The organism is Streptomyces olindensis, from assembly GCF_040645895.1.
Taxonomy (GTDB): domain Bacteria; phylum Actinomycetota; class Actinomycetes; order Streptomycetales; family Streptomycetaceae; genus Streptomyces; species Streptomyces olindensis.
This window is the reverse complement of the sequence record NZ_JBEYZD010000017.1, coordinates 16,219-41,066: the sequence shown is the minus strand read 5'-3', so window position 1 is coordinate 41,066 and position 24,848 is coordinate 16,219. Positions and strand designations below refer to the sequence as shown.

The following is a 24,848-nucleotide window of genomic DNA, read 5'->3' as shown; positions in this document are numbered from 1 at the left end:
GCGACCTCATCATGGATGGGCAACCGCAGGAAACCAGCAGGTCACGCCGTGCGCCGACGCATGCGCGGGCCGGGCCCTGCGGGCGGCGGCGGGTGGACACGGCGAGGAGTTCAGCATGGATCAGCCAGACAACGCTGCGGGCCTCACGCCCGCCACGATGCGGGCGGTCGTCGTCGCTCGGCCCGGCGGCCTCGACGCCCTGGAGATCAGGGAAGTGCCGGTGCCCGACCCTCAGCCGGGCTGGGTGCGGATCAAGGTCAAGGCGTTCGGCGTCAACGAGTCCGAAGTCACCACGCGCAAGGGCGAGTCGGACCCGGACGTGACCTACCCGCGCATCCCCGGCATCGAGGGCGTCGGTGTCGTCGACCGGGCCGACGAGGCCAGCGGGCTGCGGCCGGGGCAGCAGGTGGCGACCATGATGGGCGGCATGGGCCGGTCCTTCGACGGCTCGTACGCGCAGTACGTGACCGTCCCGGCTCGGCAGGTCATCCCGTTCGAGACCGACCTGCCGTGGGAGGTGGCCGGTGCGCTGCCGGAGATGTTCCAGACCGCGTACGGCTCCCTCACCACCGGCCTCGGCCTCAGGGCGGGACAGACGCTGCTGATCCGCGGCGGCACCTCCACGGTCGGGCTGAGCGCGGCCACGATCGCCAAGGACCTGGGCGCCACGGTGCTGTCCACCACCCGCAGCCCGGGGAGGGCCGCGGAGCTGCGGGCCGTGGGCGTCGACCATCCGCTGGTCGACGACGGCACCGTCGCCGACCAGGTGCGCGAGCTGGTCCCGGACGGCGTCGACGCCGCGCTGGAGCTGGTGGGCTGCTCGGTCCTCCCCGACACCCTCCGCACGGTCCGCCGCCACGGCACCGTCTGCTTCACCGGAGCCCTGGCGGGCCAGTGGACGATCCCCGACTTCACCCCGTTCATGATCCCGGGCGGGGTGCGGCTGACCGCCTACGCGGGCGAGGCCGGCGACCTGCCCGCCGAGGTGTTCCGGCACCAGCTGCGAGCCATCGCCGACGGACGGCTCACAGCCCCGGTCGCGAAGGTCCACCACGGCCTGGAGCAGGTTCGCGCCGCCCAGGCCGACGTCGAGGCCGGCACGACACCGGGCAAGCACGTCGTGCTTCTCGACGACTGAGAAACACTCGTCCTCGCACGAGAGGAGGCGCCATGGGCGTCGACAAGGAAGAAATCAGCAGGACCGTCATCGAACTGGAGAAGTCCTTCAACGAGCGGTGGAGCGCCGGCGACAACACCGGATACCTCGACGCGTTCGCGGACGAGGTCAGCTACTTCGACCCGATCCTCGAGAACATCCTGGTCGGCCGGGACAAGGTCGTCGCATGGATCCACTCCCTCTACTCCGACCCGCACATCGTGCGCAGCGAGTACCTCGACCCGCAGGTTCACGTCAGCGACGAGGGCGACTTGGCGGTCCTGGCGTACAAGCTGCGCACCTACGTCCTCGACGAGAACGGCCAGGAGAAGCAGCTGCGCGCCTGGAACGCCACCCACGGTTACCGCCTCATCGACGGCCGGTGGCGCATCGTGCACTCCAACTGGGCCTTCTCCCAGACCGTGACCGAGAAGATCGCTTCCTGACCGGGGAGCACCCCGGGCACCACCACCCGCAGCGAAAGGACCAGTCAGTGGGCAAACCCGTGAAGGGGACGAAGGGCTCCGTGCCGGCGTCCGCACCGGACGCGATCACCGTGCGCGGGGCGCGCGTGCACAACCTGAAGGACATCGACGTCACGGTGCCGCTCGGCAAGCTCGTCGCGATCGCCGGCGTCTCCGGCTCGGGCAAGTCCTCGCTCGCCCTCGGTGTGCTGTACGCCGAAGGGTCCCGCCGCTACCTGGAAGCGTTGTCCACCTACACCCGGCGCCGCCTCACCCAGGCCGCGCACGCGGCCGTGGACAGCGTCGAGCACGTGCCGGCCGCGCTCGCGCTGCGCCAGCGGCCCGGCGTCCCCGGGGTGCGCAGCACGTTCGGGACCTCCACCGAACTCCTCAACAGCCTGCGCCTGATCTTCTCCCGGCTCGGACACCACCGGTGCCCCCACGGGCACCGCCTGGAACCGACCATGGACGTCGCCCTCGACCTGCCGCTGACCTGCCCCGAGTGCGGGGTGGTGTTCGGGCCGCCGAGCGCCGAGTCGTACGCGTTCAACAGCGACGGCGCCTGCCCCCGCTGTGCGGGCACCGGGACCGTGCGGGAGGTCGACGCGGCCGCCCTCGTCCCCGACCCCTCGCGCACCATCGACGAGGGCGCCGTCCTGCCGTGGCAGATGTTCGGGCTCACGGCCGTGCCGAAGGTGGCCGCCGAACTCGGCGTGCGCACCGACGTGCCGTTCGCGAAGCTGACGAAGAAGGAACGCGCGATCGTCTTCGAGGGGCCGCCGGTCAAGCGCGTCATCCTGTACCCGGCCAAGAACGGCAAGCTCTTCGAGCTGAACGCCGGCTACCGCAACGCCCGCCAGGCGGTCGAGGAGGCGTTGCGGAAGGCCACCACGAAGAAGGGGCTCGACCGCGTCGACCGGTTCCTGTCCGTCCAGACCTGCCCGGACTGCCACGGCACCCGCCTGAACGAGCAGGCCCGCTCCAGCCTCGTCGACGGCACCGACCTCGCCGACGCCACCGCCAAGACACTCGACGACGTCACCGCGTGGGTGCGGACGATCCCCGCCACCGTCCCGAAGGCGATGGCCCCCATGGCCGAGAGCATCGTCTCCCAGATGGTCGCCACCGCCCAGCGGCTCATCGAACTCGGCCTGGGCTACCTCACCCTGGATCGGGCCTCGTCCACGCTGTCCACCGGGGAGCGGCAGCGCGTCGCACTGTCCCGCGCGGTCCGCAACCGCACCACGGGCGTGCTGTACGTCCTGGACGAGCCCTCGATCGGCCTGCACCCCGCCAACGTCGACGGGCTCCTCGGCGTCATCCGCAGCCTGCTCGCGGACGGCAACTCGGTGATCGTCGTCGACCACGACGTCCAGGTCCTGCGCGAGGCCGACCACCTCATCGAGATCGGCCCCGGCTCCGGCGGCGACGGCGGCACCGTCATCGCCGAGGGCACCCTCAAGAACGTGGCACGCGACAAGGCGTCCCTGATCGCCGGATTCCTCACCGGCCGCGAGCAGCTCCTGGTCCGTCCCCGGCCCGACGCGGACGACGTGTTCAAGCTGGGCCGCGTCCGTCTGCGCACCGCGCCGCTGCACACCGTCCACGCCCTCGACCTGACCATTCCGCGCGGCCGTCTCACCGCCGTCACCGGTGCCTCCGGCTCCGGCAAGACCACCCTCGTCCTGGAGAGCCTGGTCCCGGCACTCGAAGCACACGCGGCGGGCCGGCCGCTCCCGGAGCACGTCCGGAAGATCACCCCGGAGGGCATCACCCGCGTCAACGTCGTCGACGCCTCCCCCATCGGGATCAACGTCCGCTCCACCCTGGCCACCTACAGCGGCGTCCTGGACGACCTGCGCCGCGCCTACGCCGTCACCCCCTCGGCGAAGGAACGCGGCCTGAAGGCCGGGGACTTCTCCTACAACACCGGCAGCCTGCGCTGCCCCACCTGCGAAGGCACCGGCCAGATCGAACTCGACGTGCAGTTCCTGCCCGACGTCGACATCCTCTGCCCCGACTGCGAAGGCTCCCGTTACGCCCCCGACGCCGACACCGTCCGCCGCGTGCCGCGCGGCGGCGACGCGGACGACGGGCTCACCCTGCCGCAGCTGCTGGCCCGCACCGTCACGCAGGCCATCGAGCACACCGCCGACCTGGCCAAGGTCCGCTCCCGTCTGCAGACCCTCGTCGACCTGGGCCTGGGCTACCTCACCCTCGGCGAGGCCACCCCCGCCCTGTCCGGGGGCGAGGCGCAGCGGCTCAAGCTCGCCACCGAACTCTACCGCGACCAGCACGACGCCCTGTTCGTCCTGGACGAACCCAGCGTCGGCCTGCACCCGCTCGACGTCCGCGTCCTCCTCGGCGTCCTGCAGCGCCTGGTCGACAACGGGGCCACCGTCGTCTTCATCGAGCACGACCTCGACATGATCGCCAACGCCGACCAGGTGATCGACCTCGGCCCCGGCGGCGGCGTGCACGGCGGACGCGTCACCGCCACCGGCACACCCGAGCAGATCGCCGAGAGCCCGGACAGCGTCACCGGCCGCTACCTGCGCGAGGTGCTCGCACCGCCCGCTCGGCCGGCCGGATGAGGAGCTGGACGGTCCTGGCCCGCCGCGAATGCGGCCGGCGTGAGACCGGTGTGCGCGCGGAAGAAGCGGCCGAAGTTGGCGGGGTCGGTGAAACCGAGGTGGGCGGCCACGGCCCGGGCGTCCCAGCCGGGGCCTGCCAGCAGGCGCCGGGCTTCGAGCAGCCGCCGCTCGTCGATCAGCTCACGCGCCCCCTTGCCGGTGGCGGCCCGGGCGGCGCGGCTGAGGGTGCGGACCGAACAGCCGAGCAGCTCGGCGTAGTCCGCTGCTTGGTGCAGCTCGCGGAAGTGCAGCTCCAGGGCGTCCACGAACCGTGCGTGGGTGTCACCCCGGCCCGCCCCGGCCGTCGTGTCCGCGGGGACGATGTCCGGGGAGTTGGCGAGGCGCAGGAGGAGGGATTCGAGCAGGCTGCGCCGCAGGGCGTGGTGGACGTCGAGCCCGCGGCGCCCCAGCGCGCGGTGTTCGTCCAGGAGCTGAAGGGCCGTCTCCCCCAGCCAGGGGCCGTCTTCGCGGTGCGGCGTCAGCACAGGCGGGGCTTCGTGCGCGAGGAGCGGGGCCAGCAGGCGGGCGGTGTCAGGGGTCAGCACATCCGGCTCGAACAGGATGAACGTGCCACGGGCGTCGCCGGGAGGATGCCAGCACTGCGCGTGTCCGGGCCTCACCCACAGCCACTGGCCGGGCGAGACGGTCCGTGTGACGTGGTCGACGTCGTGCCGCAACTCGCCCTCGGTGACGGCGATGAGGTAGTGGAAGGTGGCACGGCCCGGGCGGGGCGGGTTCCACGGCCAGTCGTCGTGGCAGGCGAAGAAGTCCTCGACGGTGCTCACCTCGAGCCCGTACGGAGTGCCGACCGGGGGCTGGAAGCCGTACAGCGGAATCGCGGCCGGCCCGGACGCTCCGGACGGTCCGCCCTGTCTGCGGTGTCGCCTGTCGGCTATCACGTGTCCGCAGCCTACCGCCCGTCCGTCGGTCCGGTTCCGGGGACAGGACGGGAGGGCAGGACGGGACGTGTCACCGCGCCGTCCGCGTGGAGGGGTGAGCCGGCGACCGGCTGGAGCGGCCGGAGGCTCGCCCCTCCTTCAGCGTGAGGCTCAGCTCGTGGCCGTCCAGCTGTGGGCGACGTCCACGATGACGCGGTCGTCGAGCTGCAGCACCCGGAAGGGCAGCCGGGCGCGGACGCCGAGGCCGATCTGGGTCTCCCCCTCGAAGCTGCCGGCGAAGCGCGTGTCACGGAAGGTGCGGTAGCCCGTGAGGTCCACGCCCGGCAGCGGGAGCGCCACCCGGCCGGGGTAGGTGGGTGCGCCGGTCTCCGGGTCGTAGGCGGGAGCGGTCACCCGCACCTCGAGGACGGCACCGCCGGCCACGGGTATGTAGCGGCCGGAACCGTCCTGGTGGAGCCGGTCGACGTACCGGACGCTGTAGCCGACGCCGCTGCCCGCGCCGGGCACGTCGACGACCATCCGGTCGAAGCAGGCGTGGCGGCCGGTCCGGACGTTCGTCATCGGCGCGACCGTCGCACTGGTGCCGGTCTTGGCGAGGCTTCCCCAGCCGGTCGGGCACGTCGTGGTCTGCGTGGTGGACTGCCGGGCCGCGGCCGGTGCGGCGCCCGCCGGGATCGTCGCCACGGCCACCGTGGCGCCCACGAGCGCGAGAGTCGCGCATGCTGTTCTGATTCGTACCATTGCCGCCCCCGAGGCTTGCGTGGTTGTGATATCGGGTGAGACGGCCGTCTTGACCCAAAGGTTGCACCCGCGTGAACGAAAGATTGCACCCACCGCGCCGGAGCGCCGACCATGGCACATCCTGGTGGGGAGCGATTGGTGTCCGGTGCGTCCGTACCGGGAGGACGCGACATGGATGAGGAAGCCGCCGTGCCGGACGGGCCGCGGTCATCCGGTGGCCGGATCCGGGGCGGGGGTGACGGCCGGGACCGGACCGGGGACACGGGGCGGGTCGAGGACGCCCTGACCGCTCCGCTGGTCCGGGCCATGCGCGACCTCGGGGGCTACGGCGGCCTGGTCTACCTGCGCTCGCGCGACCGGCGCTCACTCGTGCTCGCGATGGTCACCGGCGTGCCCAGGTCGCTGCTCAGGAGCTGGTGGCGGGTGCCGGTGGGCGGCGCCCTGCCCATGGCGGAGGCCTACCGGCGCGACGAGCCCCTGTGGCTGCCGGACGAGCGCGCCACCATGGTGCGCTTCCCGCACTTCACCGCCGGACTGCCGTACTCGTTCGGCTCCGCCCACCGGCCCGTGCGGGCGGGCGGCGAGCCCGTCGGCGTCCTGGTCGTACTGCGCTCGGCCGCCCGGACGCCGCTGGACGCGGAGGCGGTGGCGCTCGCCCTGCGCCCCGCCGGGCGGGACATGGAGGAGCGGCTCGGCCGCCTGGCCGCCGCCCGGTCCGGCACGGCCCCCGCCGGCATCGAGTACGACGACGAACCCGTCGGCGTGCGGCTGCCCACCCCCGCCGTCCACCCGGTCCGGGTGGGGCTCGTCGACTGGGACCTGGAGACGGACCGGTGCACCACCGACGACGAGGCCCTCGCCCTCCTCGGCATCGCACGGGCGGACTTCGGCGGCACCCTGGCGGACCTCGAGGCCCGTGTCAGCCCGGACGACCTGCACGAGCTGCGGGCGAGCCGGCGCGACGCGCTGACCCACGGCCGGGTCAGGTCCCGGCACTTCCGGGTGCGGGACGCGTCCGCGGACAGCGGGGAGTCCGGCTACCGGCCCGTCGAGCTGTGGGGCCATCTCATGGGCGGCGGCACCGGTTCCGCCCGGGTCCTGGTGGCTGCCCTGGTCGACGCGACCGGCGGACTGACCGCGGCCGAAGCCGCCGAGCGGCTGCCCGACGGGATCTTCTCCCTGGACCAGGACGGCCGCCTGACGTACGCCAACCGGCGCTGCGAGGAACTGCTGGGCTCCGGCCGGGAGGAGCTGCTGGGCCGGTATCCGTGGGAGGTGGTCACCTGGCTCCGGGACCCCGCGTACGAGGACCGCTACCGGGCGGCGATGCTGTCGCAGGAGCAGGTGTCCTTCCTCGTGCGGCGTCCGGACGGGAACTGGCTGGGCTTCGTGCTCTACCCGGACGTGCACGGGCTGACCGGGCGGGTCTCCCCGACCGGCCCGCCCACGGGCGGCGACGCCGCGTACGAGGCCGGGTCCGCCGCCGTCGTACCGGGTCCCGGCGCGCCGCCGCCCGGGCCGGTCGCCGCGGCGCGGGCCGGCGCGCTGTACCACGTGGTGCAGATGGCGAGCGTGCTCACCGAGGCGGTCACCGTGCGGGACGTGTGCCGGGCCGTGTCGGAGCAGTTGCTGCCGGCGTTCGGCGCCCGGGAACTCGCCCTGTACACCGTCCGCGAGGGCCGGATGTACCTGCTGTGGGAGTCGGGCTACCCCGAGGGTTTCCTCACCCCGTTCGAAGGGGTCACCCTCGACACGCAGCTGCCCGGCGTACACGCCCTGACCACGCGGCTGCCGCTGTTCTTCGAGTCGCCGGAGGACCTCTCCGTCGCGTACCCGGGCATCACCCTGGACCGCATGAGCGCCTGGTCGTTCCTGCCGCTGATCGCCTCCGGTCACCCCGTCGGCTCCTGCATCCTCGGGTGGGACGCCCCGCGCCGGTTCACCGCCGACGAACGCTCCGCCCTCACCGCGCTGAGCGGTCTCGCCGCCCAGGCCCTGGAGCGGGCGCGGCTCTACGACGCGGAGTCCGCCGTCGCCCGGGGCCTGCAGGAGGGGCTGCTGCCGCACCGGCTGCCCGCCGTGGAGGGGCTGCGCACGACCGGCCGCTATCTGCCCGGCACGCAGGGCATGGCCATCGGCGGCGACTGGTACGACGTGATCACCACGGGGCGTGGGGTGGCGCTGGTCATCGGGGACGTCGAGGGCCACAGTGTCGGCGCCGCCGCGGTGATGGGGCAGCTGCGCAGTGCCGTGCACGCGTTCGCCGCGAGCGAGCGCCCGCCGCAGGAGGTCATCACCCACACCAACCGGCTGCTGGCCGAGCTGGAGTCCGATGCCTTCGCCACCTGCTGCTACATCGAACTGAACCCGCGCAGCGGCCGCGCCCTCGCCGTGCGGGCCGGGCATCCCCCGCCGCTGCTGCGCCGTCCCGACGGGCACGCCGAGCGGCTCGACCTGGCCGGCGGGGTCATGCTGGGCGTGCAGCCCGACGCGTTCTACCCGGTCACCCCCATCGAGCTGGCCCCCGGCAGCGTCCTCGCCCTGTACACCGACGGGCTCGTAGAACGGCCCGGCAGCGACATCGACCGGGGCATCGAGCGGGTCCGCCGCTGCCTGGCCGACACACCGGCGGACTCGGTGGAACACCTCGCCGACCGGCTGGTGGGCACGGCCCGGCGGGCCACGGAGCGGCCGGACGACGTGGCGCTGCTGCTGACGGCGTACCGCTGAGCCAGGCGCGGGTTCCCGGCCGCGGCCCCCGCGTCACGACGGCGGTCGGCGTCGCGGACGCGGCGCGAGTACCGTGGTCGGAACCGGCGAGCGAGGCGGTGGTGGCGGTGGAGTGGCAGCGGTACGCCGAGCAGATGGCGTTGCTCGCCCGGGATCTGGTGGCGCAGGACTCGGTCCAGGCGACGCTGGACGAGATCGCGGCCGCGGCGGTGAAGCTCGTCGAGGGCTGTGACGCGGCGGGCATCCTCGCGGTGTCGAAGGGCCGGACCGTGACGCTGGCGGTGTGCGGCGACATGGTCGAGGAGTCCGACCGGCTGCAGGGCGAGCTGGGCGAGGGGCCGTGCTTCGACGCCGCCCGTCGCGTGGACGGCGAGCGGCTGTTCCGCATCGCCGACATGACCAGTCCGCAGCCGTCCTGGCCGCGGTTCTCCGAGGCGGCTCGCGGGCTCGGGATCGGCAGCATGACCGGTGTGCTGCTCTACACCGAGCAGGAGGACTTCGGCGCGCTGAACCTCTACTCGCGCCGCCCCGGGGCGTTCGGCAAGGACATCGAGGCCGCGGGCTGGCTGCTCGCCTCCCACGCCGCCGTCGCGCTGGCCACCGCCCGCACCGTCGACCAGCTGGAGCACGCCCTGGAGACCCGGCACGCCATCGGGGAGGCCATGGGGATCCTGATGGAACGCCACCGGCTCAGCGAGGACGAGGCCTTCGATGTGCTGCGGCGCATCTCGCAGCACCACAACATCAAGCTGCGCGACGTGGCCCGGCGGGTCCGCGCCGACCGTCCCGGTCAGACCTGACCGTCCGGGTCAGGGGCACGCGGCAGCAGCACCGCGATGTCGGCGGCGTCCTGTCCGGTGGTTGTCATGTGGTGGACGAGCCGGCCGATGAGCCGTCCAGGCCGTGGCCGTCGCCGGTCTCCAGGCGTCGGGCGAGCTACGCCTCGTGGGGCGTGCGGACACGTCGTCCGGACCGGGCCCCCGGAGGCGGGGGTGGCGGCGGTGTGCGGATCCTTGTCCGGGCCGGAGGCGGGTCGGCGCGGGTCGGGGGACGGGACCTGGTGGCGCCGGGGCAGCGCGCCGCCGACGAGGACATTCGCGGCCTCCGGCAGCCCGGTGAGCGTCCTTGCCGGTCCGTCGCTCAGCCTGCCGGGGGGCGGAACCCAGCTGCGCCGCCGCTGAATCCTGCCGGTTCACCTCCCCGGCGGGTGCCGCACTGGCAGAATCAGGGGTCCTCGACGGCGATCGGGAGGCCGGCTTGCAGACGCTGACATCGCGGGACCCGCTCGCCGTCGCCGTGACCGAGGCGATCCGGGCCGGTGATCTGCCCGGGCTCCGGCAGTTGCTCGCCGACCATCCCGGTCTGGCCACCGCGCGTGTCACCGAGGACGGTGAGGACGGCAAGGGCACGCGCACTCTGCTGCACCTCGCGACGGACTGGCCCGGTCACTTCCCCCACGGCCCCGAGGTGGTGGCCGTCCTGGTCGCGGCCGGGGCGGATCCCAACGCCCGGTTCGCCGGTGCGCACACGGAGACACCGCTGCACTGGGCCGCGAGCAACAACGACGTGCCCGTCCTGGACGCGCTCATCGCCGCCGGGGCCGACATCGAGGCCCCCGGGGCGGTGATCGCCGGCGGCACCCCGCTCGCCGACGCCCGCGCCTTCGGCCAGTGGCGTGCCGCGCACCGCCTCGTCGAGCACGGCGCCCGCACGACGCTCCAGGACGCCGCCACGCTCGGCCTGCTCGACCGGGTCCGGGCGTACGTCGAGGACGGCGAGCCTCCCTCGCCCGAGGAGATCACCAGCGCCTTCTGGGGTGCCTGCCACGGCGGGCACCTGGCCACCGCGCAGTACCTGCACCGGCACGGCGCCGACATCGACTGGTGCGGCTACGACGACAGGACACCGCTCGACATCGCCCGCGTCCAGGACGCCGACGACGTGGTGCGGTGGCTGCACGGCCTGGGCGCGCGCAGCGCCTCGTAGCGGCCGGGGGCCTCAGAGGCAGTAGCGCACGAGCCACTCGTCCTGGTTGTAGGCCGTGCGGTCGGGGTCGTGTGAGCTCGCCGGTCGCTCCTCGACCATGTCCTCCACGCGTACCGGCTCCGGCAGTGCCCCGAAGCGGGACCGGCGCGCGGCGACCTCCGCCTCGCTTCCCTGCTGCGACGTCGCGTCGTCCACGGCGATTCCCCTCTCCGGTTGGTCTTTCCGACCGATCAGCCCTCCCTGGGCAATGAATTGACGTGTGAGCGGGGCTCACGGTTCCCGCCGGGCGCGCTTGTCCGACCCTGAGAACTTTCCGCTCGCTTGTTTCCCTTGCGTCCCTTCGGTGATAGGAAACCTTCCTATCAGTTGTGCACGGTTCGGCTCTCCCACCCCCACCCTGCCTGGAGGCACCGTGAGACACCCCTCGACCCCGGCGGCGCGTCGCACCGTCCTGGCCCTGTTCGGGGCCGCCGTCGCCGCCCCGCTCCTGAATCCGGCGCCCGCCGCGGCGTCCGTCCGCGCCGTCGGGCTCGACGACCCGGCGAAGAAGGAGATCGCCATGCAGCTCGTGTCGAGCGCGGAGAACTCCTCGCTCGACTGGAAGGCGCAGTACCAGTACATCGAGGACATCCGCGACGGCCGCGGCTACACCGCCGGCATCATCGGATTCTGCTCCGGCACCGGTGACATGCTCGACCTCGTCGAGCTCTACGCCGACCGCAGGCCCGGCAACGTCCTGGCGGCGTACCTGCCGGCGCTGCGCGAGGTCAACGGCTCCGACTCGCACGAGGGGCTCGACCCGGGCTTCCCCGGCGACTGGCGCCGGGCGGCCCGCGACGCCGCGTTCCGGCGTGCCCAGGACGACGAGCGCGACCGGGTGTACTTCGGCCCGGCGGTCCGGCAGGGGAAGGCGGACGGGCTGCGCGTGCTGGGCCAGTTCGCCTACTACGACGCCATCGTGATGCACGGCGACGGCACCGACCCCCTGAGCTTCCGCAACATCCGCAGGCGTGCGCTGCGCACGGCGAAGCCGCCGGCGCAGGGCGGTGACGAGGTGCGGTACCTCGACGCCTTCCTGGACGCACGGGTGTGGGCCATGAGGCAGGAGGAGGCGCACAGCGACACGAGCCGCGTCGACACCGCGCAGCGTGTCTTCCTGCGCCGGCGCAACCTCGACCTCGACCCGCCACTGGACTGGAAGGTCTACGGCGACAGCTACCACATCGGCTGACCGCCGCGGCCCGGGCGGGATTGGTCCATCGAGCGGGCACCGAAGTGGACTCCTTCCCGGGCCGCCCGGCTGCCTAGCGTCGCCCGTATGAACCCCACCACCTCGCGCGGCGCCCTCCTCGCCGCGCTCGCCTGCGTCCTCGTCGGAGGGTCCTTCACCGCCAACAGCCTCCTCGGCGACTACCCGTACGCGGGCGGCCAGTTCCTGCGCTACGGGCTGGCCTGTCTGCTGCTCCTCCCGCTCGCCGGGCGGGGCGCTGCCGCCCGGCTGCGGACGCTCGCGCCCCGTCAGTGGGTCCGTCTCGCCCTGCTCGCGGCGGTCGGCATGGTCGGCTTCAACCTGGCCGTCATCGCCGCGGAGCGCACGGCGGAACCGGCGGTTCCCGGCGTGTTCGTGGGCTGCGCGCCGGTGGTCGTCGCCGTGCTCGTGCCCCTGCTGGACGGGCGCCGGCCCCAACGGGCGGTCCTCCACGGGGCGTTGCTCGTGGCCGTCGGCGCCTTCGCCGTACAGGGCTGGGGACGCACGGACGGCGCGGGCATCGCCTTCTCCGTCTGTGCCCTGGCCGGAGAGGTCGGGTTCGCCGTCCTCGCGGTGCCCGTGCTGCGGCCGCTCGGACCCAGGCTGCTGTCGGCCACGGTGTGCGCCCTCGCCGCGCTGGAGTCGGCGGCGGTGGGCGTGCTGGTCGACGGGGGCGCGTGGCTGCGCCGCCCGGACGCCGTCGAGACGGCCGCGCTGCTGTGGCAGGCGGTGGTCGTCACCGTGATCGGGTTCGTGTGCTGGTACATGGGCATGCAGCGGATCGGCGCGGAACGCGCCACCCTCTTCTCCGGCCTCATCCCGGTGGCCGCGGCCTGCACCGCACCGCTCGTCGGAACCGGCTCCTACGGCCCCGCGCAGGCGGCGGGCAGCGCGCTCGTGGGGCTCGGAGTGGCGCTGGGGTCCGGAGCGCTGAGGCGGGCCGGGCGTGCACGCCGTGCACCGGGTCGGGCCTTTAGGGGGAACGGCCGCCCGCTGGGGCATGAGACCCGCGTGCCTGGAATGCCCGACTGATCCCGCGTGCGTCTAATGGACGGCACACAGCGTCCCGGCCGACCCAGGAGACGACGTCCATGCCGCACACCCGCACCGGCGCAGGGATCGACACGGCAGCGCGCGGGGGCGTGCTGCGGCGGCTGGGCGAGTGGTGCGCCCGTCACTTCGGCCTCGTCATCGGAGCCTGGCTCGTGGCACTGGTGGCCCTCCAGGTGGTCAACCACGTCTACGGCGGGTCGTACTCCGACAACTTCTCCCTGCCGCAGGCGCAGTCCCAGAAGGGCCTGGACGTGCTGAAGGAGCACGACCCGCAGGCCGGCGGCTACAGCAGCCAGATCGTGCTGCACGACGACGGCCAGGAACTGACCGCGCTCGGCTCCCAGATGTCCACCGCGGTCGCCGGCCTGGAGAAGCTCCCGCACGTCCTGTCGGCCCAGAACCCGCTGACCGCGCAGGGATCGACGTCGGGTCAGTCGCAGCAGAACGTCGGGCCGTTGTCCGACGACCGGAAGACGGCGTACATCACCGTCCGCTTCGACGTGCAGCCCTCGACGCTCGGCGGCGGATACCTGGGCGGGGTCGACGACGCCGTGCAGCCGCTGCGGTCGGCCGGGGCGGTGGTCGAGTACGGGGGGCCGCTCGGCGAGCTCGCCCGGCCGGAGGCCGACGACCGGGTGAGCGAGCTGATCGGCTTCGGCGTGGCCGTCGTCGTCCTGCTCGTCGGGTTCGGGAGCGTCATCGCCGCCGGCGTCCCGCTGCTGACCGCGCTGATCAGCGTCGTCGGCGGTCTGGCCATCCTCGGGCTGCTGGCGCTCGCGTTCACCTTCGCGACGGTCTCGCCGACCCTGGCGACGATGATCGGTCTCGGCGTCGGCATCGACTACGCCCTGTTCCTGATCACGCGTCACCGGCAGAACCTCGTCGACGGGGCCGACCCGGTCCGGGCCGCCGGACAGGCCGCGAGCACCAGCGGGCACGCCGTCCTCGTCTCCGGCTGCACGGTGATCATCGCCCTGGCGGGCCTGTCCGCGTCCGGGGTCGCCTTCATCGGCCTGCTCGGCCTCGCCGCCGCGGTCACCGTCGTCTCGGCCGTCGTCGGCGCGCTCACCCTGGTGCCGGCGCTGCTCGGTCTCCTCGGGCGGCACATCGACCGCTACACGGTGCGCCGCCCGGTGGCCGAGACCGACGCCGAGTCGGGAGGGACACCGCAGGGCACCTGGCACCGGTACGCGCAACGGGTGGAGCGCAGGCCGCTGTGGTTCCTGACGGCCGGTGTCGCCGTGATCGTGGTGCTCGCGATCCCGGTGCTGTCGATCCGGCTCGGCCACATCGGTGACGGTGCCGATCCGAAGTCCTTCACGGACCGGCGGGCCTACGACCTGATGACCGACGCGTTCGGGCCCGGGTCCAACGGGCCGCTCACCGTCGTCATCGACCAGTCGGACGTACCGGACGCGCAGCGCTCCGGCCTGGCCTCTCAGGCCCAGCAGACGCTCGACGCGGTGGACGGCGCCGCCGTCGTCACGCCCCTGACGTCCACCCAGGACGGTGACGTCCTGATCGGCACGGTCTACTCGGAGCAGTCCCCGCAGAGCGGCACCACCACGGACCTGACCAACCGTCTGGTCGACGACACGCTGCCCGACGTGGTCCGGGGGACGGACGCCCAGGGGTACGTCACCGGGACGACGGCGGCGCAGGTCGACTTCCGCGACATCGTCGCCTCCCGGCTGCCCGTGATCATCGCCGTGGTCGTCGCCCTGGCGTTCCTGATCATCCTGGCCGTGTTCCGCGGACTGCTCGTCGCCGTCAAGGCCGCCGTCCTCAACGTCCTGTCCATCACGGCCTCGTACGGCGTGGTCGTCGCCGTGTTCCAGTGGGGGTGGGGCGGTCCCGCGCTCGGCGTGAACGGCACCGTGCCCATCGAGAGCTACGTGCCGATGATGATGTTCGCCATCATCTTCGGGCTCAGCATGGACTACGAGATCTTCCTGCTGTCCCGCGTCCACGAGGCGTGGCGGCGCACCGGGGACGCCAAGGCCTCGGTCGCGCACGCCCTGGAGATCACCGCGAGGGTCATCACCTGCGCCGCGCTGATCATGGTGAGCGTGTTCGCGGCGTTCATCGTCAGCGACAACATCGTGGTGAAGATGCTCGGGCTGGGCCTGGCCGTCAGCGTGCTCATCGACGCCACGGTGGTGCGCCTGCTCATGGTGCCGGCCGTGCTGACCCTGCTCGGACGGCACGCCTGGTGGACGCCGCGGTGGCTGGACCGGGTGCTGCCCCGCATCGACGCCGAGGGCGGGACGGAGCGGGCGGGGAGCCGGACGACCCCGTGACAGGGGCTCAGTGGAGCACCAGGTGGACGAGGGCGACGGTGCCGACCGACACGATGAGGGTGCGCAGGACGGTGGGGCTGAAGCGGCGGCCCGTTCTGGCGCCTGCCAGTCCGCCCAGCGCGGACCCGGTGGCGATGAGCAGGACGGCCGTCCAGTCGAAGTCGGCGAAGAAGAGGAAGAGCAGGGCGGCGACGGTGCTGACGACGGCGGCCAGCACGTTCTTGACGGCGTTGAGCCGCTGGAGCGTCTCGTCGAGCAGCATGCCCATGAGGGAGACGTAGATGATGCCCTGGGCGGCCGAGAAGTAGCCGCCGTAGACGCTGGCCAGCGTCAGGCCGGAGAACAGCAGCGGGCCGCCGTCCCGGCGGGCGGGGCCGCGCCTGGCGCGACGGCGGCGCACGCGCCTGGCGATCAGGGGCTGGCAGGCGACGAGGACGAGGGCGAGGCCGACCAGGGCGGGCACGATCCGCTCGAAGGCCGCCGCGGGCAGGGTCAGCAGCAGCACGGCACCCGCGAGACCGCCCAGGACCGCGCCGATGCCGAGCAGCAGGACGCGCCGGCCCTGGCCGCGGAGTTCCTCGCGGTAGCCGATGACCGCGCTGATCGAGCCGGGGACCAGGCCGAGCCCGTTGGACACCGTGGCGGTGACCGGGGGCATGCCGGTGGCGAGCAGCACCGGGAAGGTGATCAGCGTTCCCGAACCGACGACGGCGTTGACGGCCCCCGCGCCCGTGCCGGCGGCGAAGACGGCCACCATCTCCCCCGGCGTCACGTCATCGCTCCACCGCGTGCACCGTTCCCGATGATGTTCATGGAGTCACGTTAGGCGGTGGGCACTTCGGCGTGGGCCGAAGGGTCGCCGGGCACGGACGACGACGGCGGGATCCTGGCCCGATCCCGCCGCCGTTTCCCCGGACGCGGGTGCGTCGGGTGGGGTCAGCCGCGCCTGGCCCTGCGCAGGACGACGAAGCCCGCCGCGACCAGGACGGCGCCCGCCGCGGCCGGCCAGAGCTGGGCGCCGGTGTCGGCCAGGCCGCCTTCGCCGACTGCCTGTGGTTCCGTCCGCGACGGGACGGAGGGTGTCGGCGCGGCGCTGGTCGCGGTTCCGACGGCCTGGGACCCGCCGAGGCCGTCCGTGTCCTCGCCGGTGTCGCCGTCCGAGCCGCCCCGCCCACCCGCGTTCGCCGTGCCGCGCTCGGCGGACGGTGTCACGTACACCTCGGGTTCGCCGGTGCGGGGAGCGGTGGTGGTGGCGTCGTCGCGGGGCTCCGGTTCGGGGGCCGGCCTGCCGGTCGCCGGCGGCTTGGACGCCTGGCCCTTGCCGCCGTTCGCGCCCGCGTCACCCGGCTTGCCGCCGGCGTCGCCGTCCTTCGGCGCGTCGGGCGTGCGCGTGGGCTGCTCCTGCGGGGCCTCGGGGGTGCGAGTCGGCTCCTGCTCCGGGGCCTGAGGAGTGCCGGTCGGCTGCTCCTGCGGCTCCTCCCCTCCCGGTTCGGCGCCCGCCCCGGCGCCGCACGTGCGGCCCTCGTTGATGCAGTCGACCATCTCCCGCATCAGGTCCTCGTCGAAGACGTTGATGAAGTCGCCGTGGTCCGTGACCGGCTTGTGCAGCTGCTCCGGGAAGGAGTCCACCGCGAACAGCGGGGTCGTGCGGCCGCCGTCGCCGAGGCTCGGCGCGTCGACGTCGTAGACGATGCGCTGGACCAGCTGCGGGATGGGCCGGAAGCCGGACGGGCAGGTGCCGGCGGCGTCCGCGAAGGCCACGTGGGTGCGGTGGTTGGCGCTGTCGATGTTGCGGCCGTCCCAGCAGCTCTGGAACTTGAAGGTGCGCACCACGTCACTGCCGCGCGGGCACAGCGGGTACTTGTCCTTCAGCTGCCGGTCCTCGAAGCCGGTGCAGCTCCAGGAGGCGTTGGCGTTGGCGGGGCCGTTGACGAAGGACTTGGCGTCGCCGGTGATGATGCGCAGCAGCCGCGGCATGGCGGTGACCTTGTCGCGGGGGTTGCCGACGAACGTCAGCGTGACCTGTTTCGGCGTGACGATCTCGCCCGCGTTGCCCTCGATGCCGCCGCCGGGCGACGTGGCGTCCTGCTCCTTGGTGCCGTTCTGCAGGCGCAGCACGGGCCAGTAGTAGGAGGACTTGTCGCCCGGGTCGTCGCAGCTGGTCTCGGCGTTCGCGAGGTCCTGGTCGCTCGCGAAGGCGTTGTTGGCCTGGTTGCCGACGTAGTCGTGGAAGTGGTGGGCGCCGTTGGTGACGCCCGGCGCGGCGATGATGTTGTCGGAGTTGAACAGGCCGTTCTCGTTCACGCCGCAGTCGGTGGCGAAGGAGCCGCGGGAGGCGCCGCCCTGCTGCCGGGGGGTGCCCGCGTCGGGCCGGGCGCTCTTGATGTCCACGAAGTCGGCGGCGACCGGGCCGTTGCCCGCCTGTCCGCCGTTGCCGCCCTGGCCCTGGCCGTCGCCCTGACCCTGGCCGGTCCCCTGGTCCTGGCCGCCGTCGCCCTGTCCGGGCTGCCCGCCACCGCCCTGGCTCGCGGTCGGCGCGGGGGCCTGGTTGCCGGAGTCCCGTACGGTGCAGGCCGCGAGGGGTTCGAGCCCTTCGGGGCGGTCCGCCACGCGGTCGATGGCGATCGCGATGCGCTCGATGGTGGCGGCCCGCTTGTCCTTCAGCGGGCTCACGATGGCGCTGTCGGCGAAGCCGGCGTCCTGCCGTATCTGCTCGGCCGACGTGCTCAGCCGCTGGTAGGCCTGGGCGATCTGCTCGTCCAGGAGGGCGAGTTGCTTGTCGACCTCGGGCCTCGCCCGCTCCGGGACCGAGGTGAGCCGGCCGGCGACGTCCGGGCAGTCGATCGTGGCGCCCGCGGTCCGCACCCCCGTGCCGGACCGCGTCTGTGCCGCCTCACCGCCCGAACCCGCGTCCGTGGCCGAGGCGTAGACGTTCGCCGCCATCAGGCCGCCTCCGCCCAGGATCAGCGCGACCGCGGCGAAGGTCGCGCGTCGTGGGCCGGTAGGGCGTCTTCGCGTGTTGCGTCCCAAGGGTGCTCTCCTGCGCTTCGTGGCGTGCCGGGCATGAAAATCCCCCCGTCCCGTACGTATGGGAGCACCGGCGTGTTCAATCGCCCTGCGGATTCTTGGAGAACTCTCAGGAAGCGCGGACGGACCGAGCAAAGGCGGCCGCTGACCTGTGTGCTGGGCGCGGTGGTGAGGATCATGTCTCTTCAGGCGGACGAGGTTGCGTCGCCTTTAGGTGGACGAGGTTGCGTCGCCCAGACGGGCCAGGCCCGCAAGACGGCCCGGACGCCCGCCGCGAAGGACACGAAGAAGACCACCGCGAAAAAGACCACCGCGAAGAGGGCGCCGTCGAAGACGGCCCGCGCCGCATCCGGCAGCCGGCGCGGCTCGGGCAAGGGCGAGCTGCGGCAGCCGAGCAAGGCGGAGCTGTACGAGCGGGCCACCGCGCAGGACTTGCCCGGCCGCTCGAAGATGAGCCGGGAGGAACTCGTCGAAGCCCTCGCCCGGGCCGGGCGCCACCGGAAGACGAACGCCGCCTGCCCCCCAGTCAGTCCGGTTCGGCCATGATCACCGCTATCTCTTCGGCGCCCCGACGCTTGCCGTGCCGTCGGCCGTGACGACGGGCCCCTGACCGGGCTGCCGTGCGCCGACGCATGCGAGGGTGAGCGTGGCGATCACGGCCAGGACGACGACGGCGGCTCCCGAGAGCAGGAAGGCGCTCTCGAGTCCGGCGAGGGTGATGGCGGTCGAGGCCACAAAGGGAGAGATCGCCAGGGCTCCTGCCACCCCCGCCTCCCACAGGCCAAGCGCCTTCGCCAGATGATGGCCCGGTATGCGCTGCTGCACCAGTGCGATCAAGGGAATGTCCGTGAGGGCCGAGGCCAGCCCCGTGGCGGTCAGAAGAACTGCTGCCACGGTCGTGGAGGTGACCGTTCCCAGCGGAGCCCGGAAGATCCCGAGCAGGGCCCACGCCAGCACCGCGGCCAGTGCGAGTCTGCGGATGCGCAGGCCGGCCAGGAGCAGGGCGCCCACCACTTCGGCGACCCCGGCGACGCCGAGCAGCAGGCCGTACTGGCCGCCCTGTCCCACGACCGCGACCAGCCCGACGGTCAGGAAACCGTTGGTGAGGGCGAGCGCGAGCACGAAGGTCACAATGACCACGAGTACGTCGGGAGCGGCCCGCACGGCCCTGAGCCCGGCGCTGAGATCGGACCACAGCCCCGTCTGACCGGTGGTCGGAGCGGGGCGGGGCACGCGGATGGCGGCCACGGCGGCCGCCGAGCCCAGGAAGGTGAGTCCGTTCACCACCAGCGCCGACTGCAGCGAGCCGAAGGCCAGCAGCGGCGCGAGCATGAGCGGGCCGACGAAGAAGGCGGCCCGGAAGGCGACTTGCAGCAGTCCGTTGGCCTGCTGGAGGCGGTCGTCCGGCACGATCTGCGGGACGATGGCGCTGCGGGCCGGGGCGAACGGGGCGCCGATCAGCGCCAGCAGCGCCGTGGTCGCCACGAGCAGGGGCAGGTTCAGCAGGTCGAGGGAGAGCAGGATCGAGGCCACGGCCACCACGGCGACCCGGGCCAGGTCGGTGGCGATCATCAGCTTCCGGCGGTCGCGGCGGTCGGCGTACGAGGCGACGACGAAGGTGGCCAGGAACGCGGGCGCGAACGCGGAGACGCTGACCAGGGCGACGGCAGTGGGGTCCTTCGTCAGTGACCAGGCCAGCCAGGCGGTCGCGGCGGTGTACAGGCCGTCGCCGAAGCGTGAGATGCCCTGGCCGGCGAAGAGAAGCAGGAAGTTGCGGTCCTTCAGCAGTGACATGCGGCCACTGTCGGGTCCCGTCGGGTTCTGATCCACTTATTAGGCGGATGGCTAATCAGTCTGCCTCGCCGTCGCCGTGCAGGAAGTTTTCGAGGCTGGGGGTCAGGTCCGCCACCTGTCCGGGCGCGAGCCGGTACAGGACGTAGTAGCCCTCGCGGCGGCGCTCCAGCAGGCCGGCGTCCGCCAGCACCCGCAGGTGCTTGGACAGGGCGGCCTCGCTGACGCCGACGAGCGGGGCCAACTCTTGGGTGCTGCGCGGGCGTTCGGCGAGCAGTCGCAGGACGCGCAGCCGGGTGTCGTCGGCGAGCGCGCGGAGTGTGCCGACGAGCCTGGTCGGCGGAATCCTCGGGCGGGCTTCCCGGACGATCGAGGAGACGGGGAAGACGAGCCCGAGGGGCCACGGACCGTCGCAGTTGACGCGTACGTGCGGCCACACATAGGCGCTGGGGGCGAGCACGAGTGTGTCGTCCGGACCGATGGCGACCTCGTGGTCGTGCGGCCGCTCCAGCCAGAAGCGTTCGGCCTGCCGGTCGCTGCGCACCTCCGGCCACAGGCCACGGAGCATCCCGTACAGACCGCGCTGCTCGATCTGGTGTCCGGCCTCGCTGACGCCGGCGGCGAGTTCGGGTTCGAGCCGTGCCCATTCCTCCTCGAACGCCTCCCGCCAGTAGCGCTCCAGCATGCTCAGAAACCGCTCGAGCAGCGCGCGGGGGTCGTCGAGGAGCATCGCGGCCATCGCTTCGTCGCTTTCCCGTGCGAGGCGCTCCCGCAACAGGCGGCGTACCTCCGGTTCATCCAGCCGTTGCGGATCCCTGCCCTCGCCGCTGCCCGGCCAGGGTGTGAGCAGGGGGACGGCGAACTCCAGGCGGACCAGCTCCGGATCCGCCCCGCGCAAACCGGCCAGTTCGTCCTCGAAGTCCATCAGTCGGCCGGTCGGCTGCGGGAAGAGGAACTCGGGGAAGTACGAGCGCACCGCGTAGGAGAACGCCTCGATCTCCCGCTTCAGCGCCGGGGACAGCTTGCGCATCGCACGCACCCAGCCGTGCTGGACGGGGTGGTGCTTGGGCTCCACCAGCACATGGAGACTCAGTACGGCTTCCATCGCCGGCGAGTAGGCGAACCCAACCCGCTCCGCACCGCCGGCAGGGACCCGGAACACGATCGTCATGACCCGTGGACGATAGTCCGTGGACAGCTCAACAGCGCATAACCGACGTGGGACGGGTTCCGGGCGCTGGTCTCCGTCGGGGCCGGGACGATGGTGCCGCTCCAGGCGCGGTACCGAAATGGGTCCCCGCGTTCCCGGAGATCGTGGCCGGCGCCGTGCAGCTGCCGGACGCGACGGCACTCGACGGCGTTATGTGATCGTGCTCTCCCGGCTGCTCAACCGGCCTCGGTTGTGACCACACAACCCAGGTTCGTCGCAGGCAACGGGTTCGCGGCAACCGCCCAGTGTGGCTGCGACTCAAGTCGGCTGCGTCAGTTCGAGCGCATCGAGGACGCGGCCCTCGCCTGGGCCGCCTACGAGAACGACAGGGCAACCATGGGGCGTGCGCGATCAGTGCCTTGTCGCGGATCTCGTAGAAGTCGGCGCACGGGACGTGCGTGGTGAGCGTGCGCTGCTTCATGCCGAACTCCTCCCAGCGCTTGAGCCACTCCCCGTAGGGGGTGGCACACCGGCCCCCGAAGCACAGCGCCGCCAGGGCCCTGGGGGTCGCACCAGGGTGCTTTCGTGTCATGCCTCCTCGGCGGGCTTGTCGCCCAACGCCTCGTGCAGCCACGCGAGTTCGGATCGGGTGATGGCGCGGGCGATGAGCAGCATGCCGCGCCGGTAGGGGTCGTCGGTCTCCTCGGCGCGAACGGGCTTTTCATCCTCGTAGAAGAAGCTCGACGGGGTCTCGAGGAACGCCAGGCGGCGACGCAGGACGGCGTGCTGCTCGGCGGTGTCGGGCAGCAGGGAGAGGAACGCCAGGATGGTGAACCAGCGGGCGAAGTCGGTGACCTCGTGGTCGGCGGGTTCGCGCAGGCGCCGCAGCATGTCCTCGCGACCTGTAGCGGTCAGGTTCAGCACGTAGCGGCCGCCGCCTGCCTCCGGGGCGGGGTGCCGTTCGATGAGTCCGGCCTTGGTGAGCCGGTTCAGCGCCGGGTAGAGCGTGCCGTCGCTGACCGGACGGCTGTACCCGGTCAGCGCCGTGACGCGGCGGCGCAGCTCATGGCCGGGCAGGGGGCCTTCGGCGAGGGAGCCGAGGATCGCGAGTTCCAGCATGCCTCCAGCATCTCACATCGATTCGATGTCACATCGAATCGATGTTACGTTGGCGAGGGCCCGGACGTTTATCCGCGTGATCATGAGGATGTGATGGAGAAATGCCGCAGCGTACCCAGGTACAGCTGAACTTCGCGGAACATGGCGAAGGGACGCCGGTGCTCGCGTTGCACGGGTGGGGACCCGACCACCGTCTGATGCTCGGCTGCCTGGAGCCGGTCTTCGCCCAGCGCCCGGGGTACCGGCGGCTGTACCCGGACCTGCCCGCCATGGGGAGGTCCCCGGCACCCGCCCACATCGCGAGCTCCGACGACATGCTCGCCGCCGTACAGGACCTTGTGGACGACCAGATCGGTGACGAGCCGTTCCTGCTCCTTGGCGAGTCCTGCGGCGGCTACCTCGCCCGTGCGCTTGCCCGAACCCGCCGTGATCAAGTTCGGGGACTCGCCCTGATCTGCCCCTCCGCCAGACGCGTGGACACCGCCGAGAGCCGTCCGCCCGAGCGGCTGGTCCTGCGCTCCGACCCGGCCCTGATCTCTGGCCTCGACACGCACACCGCTCAGGTCTTCACCTCCATCGCGGTCGTGGAGACGCCGGAGGTTCTGCGACGGTTCCGCAAGGAGATCCAGGCGGGCCTGGACATCGCCGACACCACCGCCCTGGAACGCATCCGCCGCCAGTGGCAGCTCACCCGTGAACCAGAGGACGGCGAACCCTTCACCCGCCCCACGCTGATCCTGGCCGGGCGCCAGGACGACAGCGTCGGCTACCTCGACCAGTTCGACCTCCTCCCGCACTACCCACGCGCCACCTACGCCGTCCTCGACACCGCCGGCCACAACCTGCAGATCGAACAGCCCGAGCTGTTCATCGCACTCGTCAGCGAATGGCTCGAGCGGGTCGCCACCGAGCACACCGCCTCATAGGCGCAGGACCGAGTGAGCCCGTCGGCCTCATAGGCCCCAGGACGTCCGGGTGACACCGTGACGACCACTCATCAACCCAATGGGCAACAGTCCCCAGCCCCTGAGCAGTCATCCAGGCCTGATCGGCCAGCTATCTGTAAGGCAGAACATGCAACCCCCCGCCCCGACCGGCAAAACAGCCGTCCTGCCCCGGTCCTCGATCGTGGTCGCGGCCCTGTCCACCGTGGTCGAGTGGTACGACTTCACCCTGTACCTGTACATGACCACCGTGCTATCCCGGGTGTTCTTCGGCTCCGGCTCCACCTCGCTCCTGGCCACGCTCGCCGTCTTCGCCATCGCCTACCTGATGCGTCCCATCGGCGCGATGGTCTTCGGCCACATCGGTGACCGGGTCGGCCGGCGCACGGTAATGCTCGGCTCGATGGCCGTGATGACGGCCGCGATGCTGGCCACCTCCCTGCTCCCCACCCAGGAGGCGATCGGCGCCACCGCAGGCGCACTCCTGTTGCTGCTGCGCTGCGTCATGGGCTTCGCCGTCGGCGGTGAATACACCGGCGTCACCGCCTACCTGGTCGAAGGCGCAGCCCTCCAGCGCCGCGGCCTGATCGCCTCCCTGGCCTCGGCCGCCAGCCAGATCGGCGCCCTGCTCGCCGCCGCGGTCCCCGCTCTCACCGTCACCCTCGTCCCCGCCTCCGACATGGACACCTGGGGCTGGCGCATCCCCTTCTTGTTCGGCGCGCTGCTCGCCGGTGCCGTGCTGATCGCCCGCTCCACCATGCGTGAATCCCCGGCCTTCGAGCAGCACCAGCAGTCGCCGACCGGCCCCAAGGGCGCGGGCCCGTTGATCGCCACTCTGCGCACCCAGCGCCCCGCCATATATCGCACGTTCGCGATATCGGCGCTCGGCTCGGTGACTTACTACGTCGGTATCAGTTACGTCCCCACCTACCTCGGTGCGGTCAGCGGGTTCAGCGAGTCGGACTCCCTGTGGCTCTCCACGATCGCGGTTGTCGCCATCATCGTCGTCACCCCGCTCGCGGGCGCGCTGTCCGACCGGGTCGGACGCCGCCCGGCGCTTGTGCTCTTCGGCGCCCTGTCGGTGACCCTGCCGCTGGCCATGTTCGGCCTGATGACGCAGGGCAGCTTCGCCGCCGCACTGACCGGCGCGATCGTCCTGGCCTGCATCGCGGGCGGCATCAGCGCGGTCGCGTGCTCCGCGATCGCCGAACAGTTTCCCGTCGCCCAGCGCCTCAGTGGCCTCGCCCTGGGCGCCACCGCCGCCACCGCGATCTTCGGCGGCCTCACCCCGTACGCCTCCCAGGCCCTGGTCGACTCCACCGGCTGGGCCCTCGTCCCCGGCGCCCTGGTCGCCGCCATCGCGCTCGCCGTCGTGCCCGTCCTGCGCGGTCTGCCGGAAACCGCACCGGCCGCGCGCCCGATCCGGCCCCGGGGACGCACTCCCCAGCCACAGCCCCGCTGAACTCGTCCTGGCCGGCTCGGCTCGGTCTTCTGTCTCCCCGGCAGTCCGTACGTACCGCGCGGCGGACGACGCGTTCGGCGACGGCCGAGGACCGACGTGTCGGCCAGGGCCAGCTGACGCCGTGACCAATCACAGAAAGGGACC

At 72.4% G+C, this 24,848-nt stretch carries 20 protein-coding genes and 1 pseudogene; 12 read left to right on the top strand and 9 right to left on the bottom strand.

Translation table 11 applies throughout. The annotated features are described in order from the left end of the window. The first annotated feature begins 115 nt into the window (after positions 1 to 115). From ABZ948_RS13410 to ABZ948_RS13400, 3 genes are read left to right on the top strand one after another with little or no spacing between them, the layout of a single operon-like run. Positions 116 to 1,138 carry an alcohol dehydrogenase catalytic domain-containing protein gene (locus ABZ948_RS13410; protein WP_435857485.1) on the top strand — a complete coding sequence of 341 codons (1,023 nt, stop codon included), beginning with the start codon at positions 116 to 118 and terminating at the stop codon, positions 1,136 to 1,138. A 32-nt stretch (positions 1,139 to 1,170) separates the two neighbouring features. Further along, positions 1,171 to 1,602: a YybH family protein gene (locus tag ABZ948_RS13405; RefSeq protein ID WP_359759044.1), complete on the top strand. Its 432-nt coding sequence runs from the start codon at positions 1,171 to 1,173 to the stop codon at positions 1,600 to 1,602. A 47-nt stretch (positions 1,603 to 1,649) separates the two neighbouring features. Further along, a complete protein-coding gene (locus ABZ948_RS13400; RefSeq protein WP_359759043.1) occupies positions 1,650 to 4,214 on the top strand; it encodes an excinuclease ABC subunit UvrA in 2,565 nt (854 codons plus the stop codon). Here ABZ948_RS13400 and ABZ948_RS13395 read toward each other — a convergent pair. After that, complete coding sequence (locus ABZ948_RS13395) at positions 4,169 to 5,038, bottom strand: helix-turn-helix domain-containing protein (protein WP_359759042.1); 870 nt, start codon at positions 5,036 to 5,038, stop codon at positions 4,169 to 4,171. The two genes, ABZ948_RS13400 and ABZ948_RS13395, sit on opposite strands and share 46 nt — an antisense overlap. Positions 5,039 to 5,302: 264 nt before the next feature. After that, on the bottom strand, positions 5,303 to 5,893 hold the full coding sequence (locus ABZ948_RS13390) for an AMIN-like domain-containing (lipo)protein (RefSeq protein ID WP_359759041.1): 591 nt from the start codon (positions 5,891 to 5,893) through the stop codon (positions 5,303 to 5,305). A gap of 171 nt (positions 5,894 to 6,064) precedes the next feature. Here ABZ948_RS13390 and ABZ948_RS13385 point away from each other — a divergent pair, with 171 nt between their 5' ends. From ABZ948_RS13385 to ABZ948_RS13375, 3 genes are all read left to right on the top strand, one after another. After that, positions 6,065 to 8,623: a SpoIIE family protein phosphatase gene (locus ABZ948_RS13385; protein WP_359759040.1), complete on the top strand. Its 2,559-nt coding sequence runs from the start codon at positions 6,065 to 6,067 to the stop codon at positions 8,621 to 8,623. A 107-nt stretch (positions 8,624 to 8,730) separates the two neighbouring features. After that, positions 8,731 to 9,423 (top strand): ANTAR domain-containing protein, encoded by a 693-nt coding sequence (locus ABZ948_RS13380; RefSeq protein ID WP_359759039.1) that lies wholly within the window; start codon positions 8,731 to 8,733, stop codon positions 9,421 to 9,423. 457 nt (positions 9,424 to 9,880) lie between these two features. Further along, a complete protein-coding gene (locus ABZ948_RS13375) occupies positions 9,881 to 10,609 on the top strand; it encodes an ankyrin repeat domain-containing protein (RefSeq protein WP_359759038.1) in 729 nt (242 codons plus the stop codon). Between the two features lie 12 nt (positions 10,610 to 10,621). Here the strand turns inward: ABZ948_RS13375 and ABZ948_RS13370 are convergent, their stop codons facing one another. Continuing rightward, complete coding sequence (locus ABZ948_RS13370) at positions 10,622 to 10,804, bottom strand: hypothetical protein (protein WP_359759037.1); 183 nt, start codon at positions 10,802 to 10,804, stop codon at positions 10,622 to 10,624. A 217-nt stretch (positions 10,805 to 11,021) separates the two neighbouring features. On the opposite strand from ABZ948_RS13370, the gene ABZ948_RS13365 reads away from it, so the two are divergent. The 3 genes from ABZ948_RS13365 to ABZ948_RS13355 all read left to right on the top strand — a co-directional run bounded on the left by ABZ948_RS13365 (position 11,022) and on the right by ABZ948_RS13355 (position 15,211). Next, positions 11,022 to 11,840: a chitosanase gene (locus tag ABZ948_RS13365; protein ID WP_359759036.1), complete on the top strand. Its 819-nt coding sequence runs from the start codon at positions 11,022 to 11,024 to the stop codon at positions 11,838 to 11,840. A gap of 87 nt (positions 11,841 to 11,927) precedes the next feature. After that, positions 11,928 to 12,890: a DMT family transporter gene (locus tag ABZ948_RS13360; protein WP_359759035.1), complete on the top strand. Its 963-nt coding sequence runs from the start codon at positions 11,928 to 11,930 to the stop codon at positions 12,888 to 12,890. A gap of 59 nt (positions 12,891 to 12,949) precedes the next feature. Then, positions 12,950 to 15,211, top strand: coding sequence for an MMPL family transporter (locus tag ABZ948_RS13355; protein ID WP_359759034.1), 2,262 nt, complete (start codon positions 12,950 to 12,952; stop codon positions 15,209 to 15,211). 7 nt (positions 15,212 to 15,218) lie between these two features. Here ABZ948_RS13355 and ABZ948_RS13350 read toward each other — a convergent pair whose 3' ends face one another. Together ABZ948_RS13350 and ABZ948_RS13345 are read right to left on the bottom strand one after the other, a co-directional pair. Further along, positions 15,219 to 15,968, bottom strand: a complete 750-nt coding sequence (locus tag ABZ948_RS13350; protein WP_435857489.1) for a sulfite exporter TauE/SafE family protein — start codon at positions 15,966 to 15,968, stop codon at positions 15,219 to 15,221. Positions 15,969 to 16,147: 179 nt separating this feature from the next. Next, positions 16,148 to 18,154, bottom strand: a complete 2,007-nt coding sequence (locus ABZ948_RS13345; RefSeq protein WP_359759186.1) for a DUF1996 domain-containing protein — start codon at positions 18,152 to 18,154, stop codon at positions 16,148 to 16,150. Between the two features lie 261 nt (positions 18,155 to 18,415). On the opposite strand from ABZ948_RS13345, the gene ABZ948_RS13340 reads away from it, so the two are divergent. Then, a complete protein-coding gene (locus tag ABZ948_RS13340; protein WP_359759032.1) occupies positions 18,416 to 18,784 on the top strand; it encodes a hypothetical protein in 369 nt (122 codons plus the stop codon). A 6-nt stretch (positions 18,785 to 18,790) separates the two neighbouring features. Here ABZ948_RS13340 and ABZ948_RS13335 read toward each other — a convergent pair whose 3' ends face one another. The 4 genes and pseudogenes from ABZ948_RS13335 to ABZ948_RS13320 form a co-directional block, all read right to left on the bottom strand. Further along, entirely contained in the window at positions 18,791 to 20,032 is a 1,242-nt protein-coding gene (locus tag ABZ948_RS13335; RefSeq protein ID WP_359759031.1) for an MFS transporter, read from the bottom strand. A 55-nt stretch (positions 20,033 to 20,087) separates the two neighbouring features. Continuing rightward, positions 20,088 to 21,200, bottom strand: a complete 1,113-nt coding sequence (locus tag ABZ948_RS13330; protein WP_359759030.1) for an ArsR/SmtB family transcription factor — start codon at positions 21,198 to 21,200, stop codon at positions 20,088 to 20,090. A 379-nt stretch (positions 21,201 to 21,579) separates the two neighbouring features. Next, positions 21,580 to 21,702: pseudogene (locus ABZ948_RS13325) on the bottom strand (mycothiol conjugate amidase Mca); the annotation flags it as partial. A gap of 65 nt (positions 21,703 to 21,767) precedes the next feature. After that, on the bottom strand, positions 21,768 to 22,298 hold the full coding sequence (locus ABZ948_RS13320; protein ID WP_359759029.1) for a PadR family transcriptional regulator: 531 nt from the start codon (positions 22,296 to 22,298) through the stop codon (positions 21,768 to 21,770). A 101-nt stretch (positions 22,299 to 22,399) separates the two neighbouring features. Here ABZ948_RS13320 and ABZ948_RS13315 point away from each other — a divergent pair, with 101 nt between their 5' ends. Together ABZ948_RS13315 and ABZ948_RS13310 are read left to right on the top strand one after the other, a co-directional pair. Next, positions 22,400 to 23,224, top strand: a complete 825-nt coding sequence (locus ABZ948_RS13315) for an alpha/beta fold hydrolase (RefSeq protein ID WP_359759028.1) — start codon at positions 22,400 to 22,402, stop codon at positions 23,222 to 23,224. Between the two features lie 148 nt (positions 23,225 to 23,372). Next, the gene (locus ABZ948_RS13310) at positions 23,373 to 24,704 is read left to right on the top strand and encodes an MFS transporter (RefSeq protein ID WP_359759027.1); all 1,332 of its coding nucleotides are present in this window, start codon (positions 23,373 to 23,375) and stop codon (positions 24,702 to 24,704) included. The last annotated feature ends 144 nt before the right edge of the window (positions 24,705 to 24,848 follow it).

What these genes read in the sequence shown, in the direction of transcription:
- ABZ948_RS13410 (WP_435857485.1), top strand. Translation starts at nt 116, where the DNA reads ATGGATCAGCCAGACAACGCTGCGGGCCTCACGCCCGCCACGATGCGG.
- ABZ948_RS13405 (WP_359759044.1), top strand. Translation starts at nt 1,171, where the DNA reads ATGGGCGTCGACAAGGAAGAAATCAGCAGGACCGTCATCGAACTGGAG.
- ABZ948_RS13390 (WP_359759041.1), bottom strand. Translation starts at nt 5,893, where the DNA reads ATGGTACGAATCAGAACAGCATGCGCGACTCTCGCGCTCGTGGGCGCC.
- ABZ948_RS13385 (WP_359759040.1), top strand. Translation starts at nt 6,065, where the DNA reads ATGGATGAGGAAGCCGCCGTGCCGGACGGGCCGCGGTCATCCGGTGGC.
- ABZ948_RS13360 (WP_359759035.1), top strand. Translation starts at nt 11,928, where the DNA reads ATGAACCCCACCACCTCGCGCGGCGCCCTCCTCGCCGCGCTCGCCTGC.
- ABZ948_RS13355 (WP_359759034.1), top strand. Translation starts at nt 12,950, where the DNA reads ATGCCGCACACCCGCACCGGCGCAGGGATCGACACGGCAGCGCGCGGG.
- ABZ948_RS13350 (WP_435857489.1), bottom strand. Translation starts at nt 15,968, where the DNA reads ATGGTGGCCGTCTTCGCCGCCGGCACGGGCGCGGGGGCCGTCAACGCC.
- ABZ948_RS13345 (WP_359759186.1), bottom strand. Translation starts at nt 18,154, where the DNA reads ATGGCGGCGAACGTCTACGCCTCGGCCACGGACGCGGGTTCGGGCGGT.
- ABZ948_RS13340 (WP_359759032.1), top strand. Translation starts at nt 18,416, where the DNA reads ATGTCTCTTCAGGCGGACGAGGTTGCGTCGCCTTTAGGTGGACGAGGT.
- ABZ948_RS13335 (WP_359759031.1), bottom strand. Translation starts at nt 20,032, where the DNA reads ATGTCACTGCTGAAGGACCGCAACTTCCTGCTTCTCTTCGCCGGCCAG.
- ABZ948_RS13330 (WP_359759030.1), bottom strand. Translation starts at nt 21,200, where the DNA reads ATGACGATCGTGTTCCGGGTCCCTGCCGGCGGTGCGGAGCGGGTTGGG.
- ABZ948_RS13320 (WP_359759029.1), bottom strand. Translation starts at nt 22,298, where the DNA reads ATGCTGGAACTCGCGATCCTCGGCTCCCTCGCCGAAGGCCCCCTGCCC.
- ABZ948_RS13315 (WP_359759028.1), top strand. Translation starts at nt 22,400, where the DNA reads ATGCCGCAGCGTACCCAGGTACAGCTGAACTTCGCGGAACATGGCGAA.
- ABZ948_RS13310 (WP_359759027.1), top strand. Translation starts at nt 23,373, where the DNA reads ATGCAACCCCCCGCCCCGACCGGCAAAACAGCCGTCCTGCCCCGGTCC.